Source organism: Pelomonas parva (assembly GCF_043555835.1).
GTDB lineage: Bacteria > Pseudomonadota > Gammaproteobacteria > Burkholderiales > Burkholderiaceae_C > Pelomonas > Pelomonas parva.
On the sequence record NZ_JBIGHV010000007.1, the window covers coordinates 75,832 to 90,035 of the forward strand.

Consider the following 14,204-nt stretch of genomic DNA (forward strand, 5'->3'; position numbering starts at 1 on the left):
CAGAAGGCAAAAAAATGCCGCCCGGCGCGGGCCGGGCGGCATTCATCGGCGCAGGTCGTGATCAGGCCTCGAAAGGCAGCTTCACCTGGCTGAGGTCCTTGCGCGTCTCGACAAGCACCAGCGGGCCTTCGTCGACGACGACCACTTCGGCCGGTTCGCGACCCAGCGGCGCCGGCGCCGGCTCGGCGGCGATGGCGGCCTGCGCGGCGGCGATCTTGTCGGCGTCGGAGTTGACCCACTGCAGGCCCACGCCGTCGGCGACGGCTTGCAGTTCGGCCAGCGGCAGCTTGAAGGCCTCCACGACCGGCGCAGGTGCGGGTGCGGGCACTGGGGCTGGCGCGGCGACGACCGGCGCGGGCGCCTGAACGGGTGCGTGGACAGGCGCCTGGACTGGCGCTTCAGCCGGCGCCTCTGCCGGCGCGGCGCTGGCCATCGCGGTCTCGATCAACGAGCCCTGCAGCGGCGTGTCGGCCTGCTCGCCGGCCGGGGCTTCCTGCCCGTCGACGGCGCCGTCCTCGCGGCGGTTGCGGTTGCGATTGCGGCCGCCGCGGCGGCTCTTCTCGCGGCCCTGGCCTTCGCCGGTGTCGTCGCCTTCGGCGGCGGGTGCGGCGTCGGTCACGGCATCAGGCGCGGCTTCGGCGGACGCCTCGGTGCTGCCTTCGGCAGCGGCTTCATCGCCGGCCGTCGTGCCTTGCTCGTCGGCGCGGTCGCGGCCACCACGGCGGCGGCGGCGGCCACGGCCCTGGCGCTCCTCGCTGGACGTCGTGTCACCGGTCGTCGGCAGGCCGGCTTCGGCCTGGCTGTCGACGAAGGCGGGCGGCGCGTCGTGGATGGCGACCTGGTCGTCCGTCAACGGTGCGGCCAGCGGCAGGGCGGCCTCGACGGGTGCCTTGTCCGGTCGCTCGCCACGCGGGCGGCGCTCGCCGCGTTCCGGGCGCTCACCGCGCTCGGGGCGTTCCGCGCGCTCGGGGCGCTGTTGCTCGGGCTTGTCGCCGCCTTCGCTGCGCGGCTTGCGGTCACCGCGCTCGGCGCGATCACCGCGTTCTGCTCGCTCGCCACGGGCTTCCTGCGGCTTACCGTCCCGGCGGCCGCCTTGGCCGCCTTGACCGCGTTCGCCACGCTCACCGCGCTCGCCGCGTTCACCACGACGGCCACCGTCGCGGCCGCGGCCGTCACGGCCACCTTCGCGCTTGGGCTTGTCAGTGGCTGCTGCTGCCGGCGCGGGGGCCTCGACAGCCGGCGCCGGCGCCGGTGCGGGGGTGTCGCCACCACTGAAGAAGCTGACCAGGCGGCTGAAGAAGCCCTTGGGCGCCGGGGCGGGCGCGGCCACGACCGGCGCGGGCGCGGGTGCTGCGACCACCGGAGCGGGTTCGGGCTTGGGCGCCGCGACCGGGGCCGGCTGCTCGGGCAGGATGCCCTTGATGACCGGCTCCTGCTTGTTCTTCTTCTCGACGTCGCCACGGCGCGTGATGCCGACCTCGTCGGTCGGCTCCTCGATCATCGTGTAGCTGGCCTGCAGGTTCTCCAGACGCGGGTCGTCGTGGCGCAGGCGCTCCAGCTTGTAGTTGGGCGTCTCGAGGTGCTTGTTGGGCACCATCAGCACGGTCACGCGCTGCTTCAGCTCGATCTTGGTGATCTCGGTGCGCTTCTCGTTCAGCAGGAACGAGGTCACTTCCACCGGCACCTGCACGTGCACGGCGGCGGTGTTGTCCTTCAGCGCCTCTTCCTGGACCATGCGCAGGATCTGCAGCGCCGAGGACTCGGTGTCGCGGATGTGGCCGGTGCCGTTGCAGCGCGGGCAGGTGATGTGGTTGCCTTCGCTCAGCGCCGGGCGCAGGCGCTGGCGGCTCATTTCGAGCAGGCCGAACTTGCTGATGGAGGCGAACTGCACCCGGGCGCGGTCGCTGCGCAGCGCGTCGCGCAGGCGCTGTTCCACGTCGCGGCGGTTCTTGCTCTCCTCCATGTCGATGAAGTCGACCACGATCAGGCCGCCCAGGTCGCGAAGGCGCATCTGGCGGGCGATCTCGTCGGCCGCTTCGAGGTTGGTGCGGGTCGCGGTTTCCTCGATGTCGGTGCCGCGCGTCGAGCGGGCCGAGTTGACGTCGACCGAGACCAGCGCTTCAGTGTGGTCGATGACGATGGCGCCGCCCGAGGGCAGGTTGACCGTGCGGCTGTGGGCTGTCTCGATCTGGTGTTCGATCTGGAAACGGCTGAACAGCGGCGCGTCGTCACGGTAGCGCTTCACGCGATGGCCCTGGTCGGGCATCACGTGGTTCATGAACTGGTGGGCCTGCTCGAACAGGTCGTCCGTGTCGATCAGGATCTCGCCGATGTCGGCGGTGAAGTAGTCGCGGATCGCGCGGATCACGAGCGACGACTCCTGGTAGATCAGGTAGGCGCCCTTGCCGCCCTTGGCCGCGTCATCGATCGCGGTCCAGAGCTTGAGCATGTAGTTCAAGTCCCACTGCAGCTCGGGCGCCGAGCGGCCGATGCCTGCGGTGCGCGCGATGAGGGACATGCCCTTGGGGTACTCGAGCTGGTCGAGGTTTTCCTTCAGTTCCTCGCGGTCCTCGCCCTCGATGCGGCGCGACACGCCACCGCCGCGCGGGTTGTTGGGCATCAGCACCAGGTAGCGGCCGGCCAGCGACACGAAGGTCGTCAGCGCCGCGCCCTTGTTGCCGCGCTCTTCCTTCTCGACCTGGACCAGCAGTTCCTGGCCTTCCTTGATCGCGTCCTTGATGGTCGCGTTCTTGACGTCGGTGCCTTCGCGGAAGAACTGGCGCGAGATCTCCTTGAACGGCAGGAAGCCGTGGCGGTCTTCGCCGTAGTCGACGAAGCAGGCTTCGAGCGAAGGCTCGACCCGCGTCACGACGGCCTTGTAGATGTTGCCCTTGCGCTGCTCGCGGCCTTCGATTTCGGTCTCGAAGTCCAGCAGCTTCTGGCCATCAACGATCGCGAGGCGCCGCTCTTCCGGCTGCGTCGCATTGATCAGCATGCGTTTCATGTCATCTCCTCGCGCGCCGGGCGGCTCATGGGCCGCCGCAAAACGCGCACGTTCATCGCGCCGCCCGAAGGCGGCATCCAGATGCACGGGCGATGGCTGAGAACCGAGGAAGGAATCGCCCTGGACCGAAAGCGCGACTGACCGGGGGGTCAGCGCGCAGTCGGCGTTGGCGCGTGCGCCGCAGCAGCTGACATGCGAGCCGAGCCGCCGGCTCCCGCGCGCACCCGCCCAGCCAGTGGCTGGGGCAGGGCGGCCACACCGGCATCAAGCCGGGGCCGCAGGGGTGCGTGTGGGGGGAGGGGCATGCTCATCCGCGTGGGCTGCTGGACGCTGGTGACAGCTCACTTGGGCCGGGGCCTGAGCACTCTGTCGCCATGGAAACCTTGTTGTCTGCGAGCGCCCTGTGCTTGTCGGCGGCGGGGCTCGCGGGGTTCTTGTGTCATCGCTCTGCCGCGTCTGACAGCGGGCCGTTCACTCACTCGGGGAGGAAACCTGCCGGCCATCGTTCGCGTTGCATCGCCTGTGGCCGCCGGGCATTTGCCGCGTCAGCCACACGTTGCCGCCGCTAAAATCAACCAAATCAAATACTTACGGCAGCAACGTGGTGAAAAGGATTATAGGGGCAGGCCCTGAGGCCCCTGCCACGGGGTTGACAGCCGCTCAAGGTACAGACAAACCCGCAGTTCGGCGGGTGGTCGTGGATGAGGGATCGGCCGGCCAGCGGCTGGACAACTTCCTGCTGCGGGAGCTGAAAGGCGTGCCCAAGACGCATGTCTACCGCGTCATCCGCGCCGGCGAGGTGCGGGTCAACAAGGGCCGTGCGCAGGCCGATACCCGGCTGGAGATCGGCGACGAGGTTCGCATCCCGCCCGTGCGCCTGCCCGGGCGCGCTGCCCAGCCGGAGGCGCCGGCGCGCGAGTTTCCGGTCGTGTTCGAGGACGAGTACCTGCTGGTCATCGACAAGCCGGCCGGCGTGGCGGTGCATGGCGGCTCGGGCGTCAGCTTTGGCGTCATCGAGCAACTGCGCCGCGCGCGGCCGACGGCCAAGTTCCTGGAGCTGGTGCACCGACTGGACAAGGAGACCTCGGGACTGTTGATGATTGCCAAGAAGCGCAGCGCGCTGGTGGCGCTGCAGGACCAGCTACGCGAGCGTGAAACCGGCAAGACCTACGCAGCGCTGGTCTGGGGCGACTGGCCGGCCAAGCTCAAGGTCATCGACGTGCCGCTGGTGAAGTTCGTCGGCAGCGATGGCGAGCGGTGGGTGAGGGCGGGCAAGGCGGACGAGGCGGAGGCCAAGCGGTCGATCAGTCTGGTGAAGGTTGTGCAGCGAACCGCGCAGTTCAGCCTGCTCGACGTGACCATCAAGACCGGACGCACGCATCAGATCCGCGTGCACCTCCAGCAAGCCGGTCATTCAATCGTTGGTGATCCCAAGTACGGGGATTTCGAGCGCAACCGCGAGTTGGCACGCGGGCCGGCGAAGTTCGACCGGATGTTCCTGCATGCGCGGCGGCTGCAGGTGCAGCATCCCGCAACTGGGGAAGCGCTGGTTTGCGAAGCGCCGTTGCCTATGAGCTGCATCCAGTTGGTGAAATGCAGCGCATGAATTGGGGAAGGAAGGTGTGCAAACCGACGAGCCCTTGATGGCGCAACACGTTTGCAACACAATCAGAGCATGAAGACCGCCATCCTTCCGCAAGTGCGCGTTGAGCCCCAACTGCGAGCCGACCTCGAAGCAGTGTTGCGCGAAGGCGAAACACTGTCCGACTTCTTGGAGGCGACCGTGCGCAAAGCGGTGGATTACCGGCGCATGCAAGCTGAGTTTGACGCCCGTGCGGATGCCGCTTGGCTGCGGTACCAGCAGACGGGTGCGGGTGTGCCGGCCGAAGAAGTGGTTGCTGAGATGCGTGTTCGGCTGGAAGCCCGGCGCAGCGAGCTACAGGGCAAGCGCCGAACGACTAAAGCATGACCTTCTCGGTCGTTGTCGATCCAGAAGCAAAGGCAGACCTGCTGAGGCTGTACGAGTACCTTCTCGAGCGAGCGGAGTACGTCGAAGATTTGGATGTTGCGGATCGTGCGCTTCAAACAATCGACGAGGCGATGGCTTCGCTGGCTAGGGCGCCCTTCCTGTTCCGCAAGGATGTCGGATCGCGCAGCAGCCTTCGCCGGGAGCTTGTTGTCCCATTCGGAACTTCAGGGTACGTGCTGAAGTATGAAATCGCGTCCCCTCAGCAGGTGGTAGTGCTGGCCGTTCGGCATCAACATGAATCTGACTATCACTGAGACTGACAGCCGGGTACGTTCCCGACGACTTCCCTCAATCGGCGTTCGCTCATGCGCGCCAGTGACACGAGCCTCGACAATCCCCTCCATGAGTTCTCGCCCCCAACGCTTCGACCTGATCGCCTTCGACTGGGACGGCACCCTGTTCGACTCCACCGCGCTGATCGCCCGCTGCATCCAGCGCGCCGCCGTGGACATCGGCCTGCCCGAGCCCGAGTTCGAGAACTGCCGCTACGTCATCGGCCTGGGCCTGCGCGATGCGCTGGAGCATGCCGTGCCCGGCCTGCCCGAGGAGCGCTACCCCGAGCTGGGCCTGCGCTACCGCCACCACTACCTGGCCTCCGAGCACGAGCTGTCGCTGTTCGAAGGCAGCCTGGCCATGCTGGAAGAACTGAAGGCCCGTCACCACTGGCTGGCCGTGGCCACCGGCAAGAACCGCGTGGGCCTGGACCGGGTGCTGGCGTCGAGCGAACTGGGCCATCTGTTCGACGGCACGCGCACGGCCGACGAGACGCGCTCCAAGCCGCATCCGCAGATGCTGCTGGAGCTGATGAAGGAGTTCGGCGTGGAGCCCGAGCGCACGCTGATGATTGGCGACACGACGCATGACCTGCAGCTGGCGGTCAATGCCGGCGCGCCTTGCGTGGCGGTCAGCTTTGGCGCACACGACCACGCGACGTTTGCGGAGTTCAACCCGCTGTTCGTCGCCCATTCGACGCGCGAGCTGCACGACTGGCTGATCGCGAATGCCTGAGCTGGACGCCGCGCCACCGCAGCGCCTGTGCGCGTCGGCCGAACTGCAGGAGCGCGGCAAGGCGGTCAGCTTTGACGTCATCCAGTGGCGCGAGCCGGTGCGGGCCTTCGCGCTGCGCTTCGACGGCCAGGCCGTGGCCTACCTGAACCGTTGCGCGCATGTGCCCACCGAGATGGACTGGCAGGAAGGCGAGTTCCTGGACGGCGACAAGCGCTTCATCATGTGCAGCATCCATGGCGCGGTCTACGAGCCCTCGACCGGCCATTGCGTCATGGGCCCGTGCACACGCGGGCGGCTGACGAAGATCGAAGTCACCGAGCGCGACGGCCAGGTCTACTGGCACCCCACGCGCGACACCAAACCCGCTTTCGAAGGTTGACATGAGCAGCAATTCCGACAACGACACCTTGCCGCCGCCCATGCAGGACCCGGTCGGCGTGCCGCCCCTCGTCACACCGGCCGCCGAGCCGCTGCTGGCCCAACTGGCGCAGGACTTCCTGCGCGAGCGCCGCGCGGAGCGCCGCTGGCGCACGGTGTTCCGCCTTTTCTGGCTGCTGCTGGCCGGGCTGCTGGTCTACAGCCTGTGGCTGCAGGGCCGGCATGTGGCGGCGACGACCACGCCGCACACCGCCCTGGTCGAGGTGCGCGGCGAGATCGCGGCCGACACCGAGGCCAGCGCCGAGATGCTGCTGGCCGCGCTGAAGGACGCCTTCAAGGACGAGGCGGCCGAGGCGGTCGTGCTGCGCATCAACTCGCCCGGTGGCAGCCCCGTGCAGGCCGGCATCGTCCACGACGAGATCAAGCGGCTGAAGAAGAAGTACGACAAGCCGGTCTATGCCGTCGTCGAGGAGATGTGCGCCTCGGGCGCTTACTACATCGCTGCGGCGGCCGACGAGATCTATGTCGACAAGGCCTCCCTCGTCGGCTCCATCGGCGTGCTGATGGACGGCTTCGGCTTCACGGGGCTGATGGACAAGGTGGGCGTCGAGCGCCGGCTGCTGACGGCCGGCGACAACAAGGGCATGCTGGACCCGTTCAGCCCCGTGTCGCCCAAGCAGCGCGCCTATGCGCAGGCGATGCTGGACCAGATCCACCAGCAGTTCATCACCGTCGTGCGCGAGGGCCGCGGCAAGCGGCTGAAGGAGACACCGGAGACCTTCTCCGGCCTGTTCTGGAACGGCGAGCAGGCCGTGGAGATGGGCCTGGCCGACCACTACGGCAACCTCGACTACGTGGCCCGCGAGGTCGTCAAGGCCGAAGACGTCATCGACTACACGCCGCGCGACAACGTCGCTGAGCGGCTGGCCAAGCGTTTCGGCGCAGGCGTGGGTGCCGGTGCCGTGAAGGCGCTGCGGGAGCTGGCGCCGATCCGCTGATCAGGCCTTGCTGCGGCGGCTATAGCCAACCGCAGCCAGCGCGAGGCCGACGAGGGCCAGCGATGCCGGCTCCGGCAGGCGTTGGACTTGCGCGCCGGGCGTGGTGGACGGGCTGGTGACGAAGAAGGGCATCGGCGCATCGTTGACCTGCACGCTGCTGTTCCAGTCCTTCACGACGACCTGGCCGTTGATCTGGCCCCAGCCATGGCCGACGCTGGCGTTCACGGCCAGCAGCGACGCGTTGATGCCGCCGTTGAGCGCGATGCCGGTGGCCTCGGGCAGGTTGAACACCACCTGGCCCTTGTTGAAACCGGTGTAGCCGTGGTTGCCGAAGTCCACGAAGGCGCCGTGGATGTTGATGAGCACCTGCGCGCCGTCGCCCAGGCCGGTGATCTGCATGTTCTTCAATGCGTCGACCGCGAGGATGTCGAAGACGGCCAGCATCTGGCCGGTGGCGTCGAAGTTCAGCGTGCCCCACTGGTCGACGACGGCGCCGGTGTTGGCCAGGCCGTCGAACGACGACGACAGCGTGCCCAGGCGCTGCTTCTCGCTGGCGAAGTCAAAGCCGTGGCCGCTGGCGGTACCGCCGATCACGTTGCCAGTGTTGTTGGGCGTGTAGCTGCCGCCGACGACGGCGCCGCCCCAGATGGAGCCGTTGGTGAAGGCGAGGTCACCGCCCACCACCAGGCCCGTGCCTTGGTAGAGGGCGCTGGAGCCGGTCTTGGTGTTGATGGAATAGCCGTTGATCGTCGCGTTGCCGCCGACCGCGACGCGACCTTCGACGTCGCTGCTGCCGACGGTCATGTTGCCGAAGGCGAGCAAGTTGAGGCTGGGGTCCAGGCCCAGGCTGATCGGGGCCGCTTGGACGGCCGTGGCGGCGAGAAGCGCGGTGGCGAGGGAGAGAAGGCGGGGGAGAAACTGCATGCCCGGCAGTCTAGGGAGCAGGCCGTTTTTGCGTCACGCCCTGTCGTGGGGGTTGGCGGGGCGCTTCGCGAAGCAGTTCACGGGTGGCGGGCACCAGGCGAGAAAGATGCTTTGAGCGTCAGACCTCGCGGCCGATTTGGTATCGGCTCAAGATATCGAGCTGATAAGGCAACATTGACTTGAATGCGGCAGAATCGGCTCACATCATCGAGCTGATTCATGCCTTACGACGACCGTTTGACTTCCGAGGCGGTGCTGCGAGCCATCGCCACGCTTGCGTCTGCGGGGCAGGGTACAAGGTCGTGATGGAGTCCATGGGCTAGCCGGACCCCTTCCGAGTCAACTACCGGGAAGCGCTGAGCGAAGCGGTGGGGCTGGTGGTTCGAGGCCGCAGATCCGTAGCGCAAGCGCTGGCTGGCTTGGGCTTGCCCGCTGAGGATGCAGCGAAGTTCGAGCAGTTGCTGGCCCAGGAACTTAAAGCACTTGCCGTCTTCAACTGCGCGCGCTACCGGCTGGGCAACACGGAAACGCAGGCCTGGATTGATGCGGGTCGACCGCAGGGCTAGCGATTCCCCGACGGCCGATGGCGCTGCAACGCCGTGCGCCGCGCAAAATCAGCCTCCATGACTACCGCACCTCGCTTCGACTGGACCGCCGGCTACCCGAGCCGGCGCAGCCCGCTTTTCGCGCGCAACATCGTCTCGACCTCGCATCCGCTCGCGGCGCAGGCCGGGCTGCGCGTGCTGAACGCCGGCGGCAACGCGGTGGACGCGGCGATTGCTGCGGCAGCCTGCATGACGCTCGTGGAGCCCTGCAGCAACGGCCTGGGCTCGGACGCCTTCTGCATCCTCTGGGACGGGCAGCAGCTGCACGGCCTGAACGCCTCAGGGCCGGCGCCCGCCGCCTGGACGCCCGGGTTTTTCGAGGGTCAGGCCATGCCCAAGCGCGGCTGGGGTTCGGTCACCGTGCCAGGCGCGGTGGGCGGCTGGGCGGCCTTGAGCGAGCGCTTTGGCAAGCTGCCGTTCGCAGACCTGATGCAGCCGGCCATCGAAATCGCCGAGCGCGGCTATGCGGTGCCGCCCATCGTGCAGGGCAAGTGGGCCATGGCGGCGGCCATCGGCGAGCTGACCTCGCAGCCTGGCTTTGCGCAGGCCTTCCTGCCCAAGGGCAGGGCACCGGAGGTCGGCGAGCTGTTCCGCTTTGAAGATGCGGCACGCAGCCTGAAGCTGATCGCCGAGTCCAAGGGCGAGGCCTTCTATCGCGGCGAGATCGCGCAGGCGCTGGCCCGCTTTGCGCGCGAGACCGGCGGCGCGCTGACTGAAGGCGACCTCGCTGCCTATCAGCCCGAGTGGGTCACGCCGCTGGCCAAGGACTTTGCCGGTCACACGTTGCACGAGATCCCACCCAACGGCCAGGGCATCGCCGCGCAGATGGCGCTGGGGTTGCTGGAGCACTGCAACGTCACGGCCCATGCGGTCGACAGCCCCGAGGCCCAGCACCTGATGATCGAGGCGATGAAGCTGGCCTTCGCCGATGTCTACCGCTTTGTGGCTGAACCCGGCGCGATGACGGTCAGCCCGGCCCAACTGCTGGACCTCGACTACCTCGCCGAGCGCGCCAGGCTCATCGACCCGTCCCGCGCCCAGGTCTTCGGCGCCGGCAACCCCGTCAAGGGCGGCACCATCTACCTGACCGCCGCCGACGAGAGCGGGATGATGGTCAGTTTCATCCAGAGCAACTACATGGGCTTCGGCTCCGGCCTGGTGCTGCCGGGCTACGGCATCAGCCTGCAGAACCGCGGCCACTGTTTCACGTTGGAGCCGGGCCACCCCAACCAGGTCGCGCCCGGCAAACGCCCCTTCCACACCATCATTCCGGCCTTCCTGTCCAAGGACGGCGCGCCGATCATGAGCTTCGGCGTCATGGGCGGCAACATGCAGCCGCAAGGCCACATGCAGACGCTGGTGCGCATGCTCTGCTACGGCCAGAACCCGCAGGCCGCCTGCGACGCGCCGCGCTGGCGCTTCAACGAAGGGCTATCGATCAACATCGAGCCGCACATGCCTGCGGCCACCATCGAGGCCCTGCGCGCGCGCGGCCACGAGATCGGCGACATCCACGACAGCTACCAGGACTTCGGCGCCGGCCAGTTCATCTGGCGGCTGGGTGACCCGGGCGTGGAAGGCTACGTGGCCGCCAGCGATCCGCGCCGCGACGGCGCCGCCGTGGGCTGGTGACGATGCAGCCGCTGCGCCTGCATCCCGGCGACGACCTGCGTGCCGCGCTCGGCACCTTCACCGGCTTCGTCATCGCCGGCATCGGCAGCCTCGTGCAGGCGGAGCTGCGCTTCGCCGGCGAGCCTGGCCCTACGCACATTGATGGCCCCCTGGAGGTCCTGACGCTGAGCGGCAGCCTGACGCCCGCCGGCGCCCACCTGCATGTGAGCGTGTCGGACGCCTCGGGCCGCGTGCTCGGCGGGCATGTCTGCGCCGGCTGCATCGTGCGCACGACGGCCGAGCTGCTGATCGCGCCGCTGCCGCCCGGCAGCCTCGGGCGCGAGTTCGATGCCGCCACCGGCTACACCGAGCTTGCCGTCCACCCTCGCTGCTAGCATTGGTGCCCATGACCAAGCTGCTTGACCTCGACTGACGGCGTTTTTGCGCGTCTTCCCTTCGCGGGCCGCTGCCCGCGCGTCGAGCTTCAACACCAGCCAGCCATGTGGTCACGCTTCATACAGTTTTTCATCCTCGCGCCCGGCGACCTGCTGCGCGATGCCGTCTACCGGCGCTTGTGGACCTCCATCCTCTGCTCCTCGCTGGGTGGCCAGATCACGCTGCTGGCGCTGCCGCTGACGGCCGCCGTGCTGCTGGACGCCACGCCCACGCAGATGGGCCTGCTGCAGGCGCTGGAGGTGCTGCCGTTCGCGCTGTTCTGCCTGCCTGCCGGCGTGCTGCTGGACCGGGTGCGCAAGCTGCCCGTCTACATCGGCGGCGAGGCCATGATGGCGCTGGCCGTCGTGTCGGTGCCCGTCGCCGCCTGGCTGGGTGTGCTGGACATGATGTGGCTGTACGTCGTGGGCTTCATCATCGGCACCGTCCACACGACGGCCGGCAGCGCCGCGCAGATCGTGCTGACCCAGGTCGTGCCGCGTGAGCGGCTGGTCGAGGCGCATGCCAAGAACGCGCTGGCCTCGTCGGGCGCCGATGTGGCCGGGCCGGGCGTGGCGGGCCTGCTGATCAAGCTGGTGGGTGCGCCGATGGCGTTGGTGGTCGACGCGCTGATGCTGGCCGGCTCGGTGTTCATCCTGCGCGGCATCCGCGTCAACGAAGTGCTGCCGCCGCGCAAGGTGCAGAACTTCTGGGCCGAGCTGAAGGACGGCCTGCGCTTCGTGCGCGACCGGCAGCTGCTGGTCAGCATGGCCATCCTGATGGCCAGCTGGAACCTCTTCCACAACGCGGCGCTGGTCGTGCAGATCCTGCTCGCCACGCGCGAGCTGAACATGCAGCCGCAGACTGTGGGCTGGTCCTACGTGGCCATCGGCGTCGGCACGGTGCTGGCCAGCATCTTCGGCACGCGCATCAGCCGGCGCCTCGGGCCCGGGCCCTGCCTGGTGCTGGGCTACTCGCTGTGCGGCCTGGCCTGGCTGCAGCTGGCGCTGGCGCCGGCAGGGCCCTGGGGCGTGCTGAGCTTCGCCTTCATGCTGTTCACCTGGGGCGTGGGTGCGGTGCTGATGTTCATCAACTTCTTATCGCTGCGTCAGGCCGTCACGCCCGCGCCCATGCTGGGCCGCATGACCAGCACCGTGCGCTGGCTCATCCTGCTGCCCGCCGCGCCCGGCGCGCTGCTGGGTGGTTGGCTGGGCGAGCACCTGGGCCTGCGCGCTGCGCTGGGTTTTGCCGGCGTGGGCTGCGTGCTGATGGCCGTGTGGGCCTGGAACCACCCGGTGCTGCGCGGCGTGAGGGAGTTGCCCAAGCCGGTGGAGGTGGTGACGGTATGAGTGATCCGGTCCTGATCGACATTCCCGAGCGGCTGGACGGCCAGCGCACGGTGCTGCAGGCGCCGCGCGCCGGCCTGGGTGCGGAGATGGCCGTCGTCATCACGCAGTCCTTGTCGCACCTGCGGCCGTGGATGCCCTGGGCGCAGGAGGCGCCCACCGCAGAAAGTTCGGAACTGGTCGTGCGCCGCATGCAGGCCGACTTCATCGTCCGCCGCGACCTGTGCTTCCAGATCTACGCCCGCCGCCCCGACGGCACGCCGGGCCGCCTGCTGGGCGGCACGGGTCTGCACCGCATCGACTGGGCGTTGCGCAAGTTCGAGATCGGCTACTGGATACGGCCCGAGGCGGCCGGCCAGGGGCATGTCAGCGAGGCCGTGCAACTATTGACGGCGCTGGCCTTCGACACGCTAACCGCGCGGCGCGTGGAGATCCGCTGTGACACGCGCAACCTGAAGAGCCGCGCCGTGGCGGAGCGCTGCGGCTTCGAGCTGGAAGGCGTGCTGCGGCGCGACGCGCTGGGCGTGGACGGCGCGCCGCGCGATACGGCCGTCTACGCCCGCATTGCAGCTTGACCGCAATTCGCTGCCATCGAACGTAGCTGCACGCTAGACGTTGATCCTTGCTGGCATGATCAAGTCCGATTTGATCGGTGGCAATCTGCCACATACACTGGGCCATGGCTAAGTCAGTCCGCATCACCGATGAGCTTTACGGCTTGGTCGAGAAGACCGGTGCCAGCATGTCTCGCTCGCTCGCTCAACAGTTGGAACACTGGGCGCGCATTGGCGCAGCGCTGGATGCCTCGGGCCTGACGACTGACCAGGTGCTCAAGCTGATGGGGCGTGATAACCCGCTCGCCGAGCAGGTGCTGGCGATGATGCTGGTGAATGCACACAAGCACAGAGGCGCAGCTGAGGTCGTGAAGCGCCACGCGGCGGACGAAGCGGCCGTCAGGGTGGGGCGCAAGCAGGCTGAGGACCTGTTTGTTTTTCCGACGGGATTTCTTCGCAACGCGCGGACGGCGCGGGTCAGCAAAGCGGCCGCCGGCGCAGGCTGGTAGGCGGCAAACACAGCCATTGCTGTGTCGAAGCGATCCGAAGCGGCGACGCCGCCTGAGGTACTCAAGCGACTGTTGACTGTCGCCACGGAAGAGGTGCTGATCGGTGGACAGGCGCTCGCCGTGTGGCTGGATCACTATGGGCTGACTCTTCCGGCGGGAGCGCCGTCGGCGATTTCGAATGATGTCGATTTCCTGGCTCGGTCTGCCGCAGCTGCATCCCGTGTCCATGCTTTTGCGAAGGCGATCGGAGGGAAAGTGCACCTCCCGAACGAGCGCGCCCTCACGGCGTTGGTTGGCCAGGCCTACCTCGACATCTCTGACGAGGAGTACTTGAACGTCGACGTGATGTTCAAGTTGGTGGGCCTGACCGCGGACGAGGTGAGACGCGAGACCGTGAAGTTCGATGTGGATGGGATGTCGTTCCTCGTCATGCATCCGCTTCACGTACTGCGGAGCCGACTGGTCAACCTCCACAAACTTCCCGAGAAGCAGAATGACAAAGGCGAACTGCAGTTGGTGCTGGCCATCGCAGTCGCTCGGGAGTTCCTGAGGAGGGCGGTGCTGACGGAGGCTTTGGAAGATGTTGCGACTGGGCGCAGTCCGATTCAGCGCTACGTCAATGACGTCGTCGTGATGGCTCGCGGTGACGCTGGCAAGAAGGTCGCCAAGCGCTTGGGCATCCGCGTGGCCGACGCGATCGATCCTTCATTGATCCCCGCAGGGCCGTTCTGGGACAAGGCGTGGCCTCGCATCCGGCCGCTGATGTCGCCCGAATGGGCGAGTCAGTTCTCTGTTCCTGAGTAAGA

At 67.8% G+C, this 14,204-nt stretch carries 15 protein-coding genes; 13 read left to right on the forward strand and 2 right to left on the reverse strand.

Features of this window, described 5'->3' with window-relative positions; all coding sequences use genetic code 11:
• Positions 1–61 precede the first annotated feature (61 nt).
• Positions 62–3,004, reverse strand: coding sequence for an Rne/Rng family ribonuclease (locus tag ACG00Y_RS18810; RefSeq protein WP_394481484.1), 2,943 nt, complete (start codon positions 3,002–3,004; stop codon positions 62–64).
• 604 nt (positions 3,005–3,608) lie between these two features.
• On the opposite strand from ACG00Y_RS18810, the gene ACG00Y_RS18815 reads away from it, so the two are divergent.
• The 6 genes from ACG00Y_RS18815 (at position 3,609) to ACG00Y_RS18840 (ending at position 7,417) form a co-directional block, all read left to right on the forward strand.
• Positions 3,609–4,610 (forward strand): RluA family pseudouridine synthase, encoded by a 1,002-nt coding sequence (locus ACG00Y_RS18815; RefSeq protein ID WP_394481485.1) that lies wholly within the window; start codon positions 3,609–3,611, stop codon positions 4,608–4,610.
• Between the two features lie 69 nt (positions 4,611–4,679).
• Positions 4,680–4,973, forward strand: coding sequence for a YlcI/YnfO family protein (locus ACG00Y_RS18820; protein WP_394481486.1), 294 nt, complete (start codon positions 4,680–4,682; stop codon positions 4,971–4,973).
• On the forward strand, positions 4,970–5,287 hold the full coding sequence (locus ACG00Y_RS18825; RefSeq protein ID WP_394481487.1) for a type II toxin-antitoxin system RelE/ParE family toxin: 318 nt from the start codon (positions 4,970–4,972) through the stop codon (positions 5,285–5,287). Before ACG00Y_RS18820 ends, ACG00Y_RS18825 begins: the two co-directional genes overlap by 4 nt.
• An 88-nt stretch (positions 5,288–5,375) precedes the next feature.
• Entirely contained in the window at positions 5,376–6,041 is a 666-nt protein-coding gene (locus ACG00Y_RS18830; RefSeq protein WP_394481488.1) for an HAD family hydrolase, read from the forward strand.
• A complete protein-coding gene (locus tag ACG00Y_RS18835) occupies positions 6,034–6,420 on the forward strand; it encodes a Rieske (2Fe-2S) protein (protein ID WP_394481489.1) in 387 nt (128 codons plus the stop codon). Before ACG00Y_RS18830 ends, ACG00Y_RS18835 begins: the two co-directional genes overlap by 8 nt.
• Before the next feature lies 1 nt (position 6,421).
• Complete coding sequence (locus tag ACG00Y_RS18840) at positions 6,422–7,417, forward strand: S49 family peptidase (protein ID WP_394481490.1); 996 nt, start codon at positions 6,422–6,424, stop codon at positions 7,415–7,417.
• Here the strand turns inward: ACG00Y_RS18840 and ACG00Y_RS18845 are convergent, their stop codons facing one another.
• Positions 7,418–8,341: a choice-of-anchor A family protein gene (locus ACG00Y_RS18845; protein WP_394481491.1), complete on the reverse strand. Its 924-nt coding sequence runs from the start codon at positions 8,339–8,341 to the stop codon at positions 7,418–7,420.
• 425 nt (positions 8,342–8,766) lie between these two features.
• Between ACG00Y_RS18845 and ACG00Y_RS18850 the strand changes: the two genes are divergently transcribed.
• From ACG00Y_RS18850 to ACG00Y_RS18880, 7 genes are all read left to right on the forward strand, one after another.
• Positions 8,767–8,907 carry a hypothetical protein gene (locus ACG00Y_RS18850; RefSeq protein ID WP_394481492.1) on the forward strand — a complete coding sequence of 47 codons (141 nt, stop codon included), beginning with the start codon at positions 8,767–8,769 and terminating at the stop codon, positions 8,905–8,907.
• Positions 8,908–8,964: 57 nt separating this feature from the next.
• Positions 8,965–10,578 carry a gamma-glutamyltransferase family protein gene (locus tag ACG00Y_RS18855; protein WP_394481493.1) on the forward strand — a complete coding sequence of 538 codons (1,614 nt, stop codon included), beginning with the start codon at positions 8,965–8,967 and terminating at the stop codon, positions 10,576–10,578.
• A gap of 2 nt (positions 10,579–10,580) precedes the next feature.
• Positions 10,581–10,952: a PPC domain-containing DNA-binding protein gene (locus ACG00Y_RS18860; RefSeq protein WP_394481494.1), complete on the forward strand. Its 372-nt coding sequence runs from the start codon at positions 10,581–10,583 to the stop codon at positions 10,950–10,952.
• Between the two features lie 105 nt (positions 10,953–11,057).
• Positions 11,058–12,338 (forward strand): MFS transporter, encoded by a 1,281-nt coding sequence (locus tag ACG00Y_RS18865; protein WP_394481495.1) that lies wholly within the window; start codon positions 11,058–11,060, stop codon positions 12,336–12,338.
• The gene (locus ACG00Y_RS18870) at positions 12,335–12,910 is read left to right on the forward strand and encodes a GNAT family N-acetyltransferase (protein ID WP_394481496.1); all 576 of its coding nucleotides are present in this window, start codon (positions 12,335–12,337) and stop codon (positions 12,908–12,910) included. Before ACG00Y_RS18865 ends, ACG00Y_RS18870 begins: the two co-directional genes overlap by 4 nt.
• 104 nt (positions 12,911–13,014) lie before the next feature.
• Positions 13,015–13,398 (forward strand): TA system antitoxin ParD family protein, encoded by a 384-nt coding sequence (locus ACG00Y_RS18875; RefSeq protein ID WP_394481498.1) that lies wholly within the window; start codon positions 13,015–13,017, stop codon positions 13,396–13,398.
• A 72-nt stretch (positions 13,399–13,470) separates the two neighbouring features.
• Positions 13,471–14,202 carry a hypothetical protein gene (locus tag ACG00Y_RS18880; RefSeq protein ID WP_394481500.1) on the forward strand — a complete coding sequence of 244 codons (732 nt, stop codon included), beginning with the start codon at positions 13,471–13,473 and terminating at the stop codon, positions 14,200–14,202.
• The last annotated feature ends 2 nt before the right edge of the window (positions 14,203–14,204 follow it).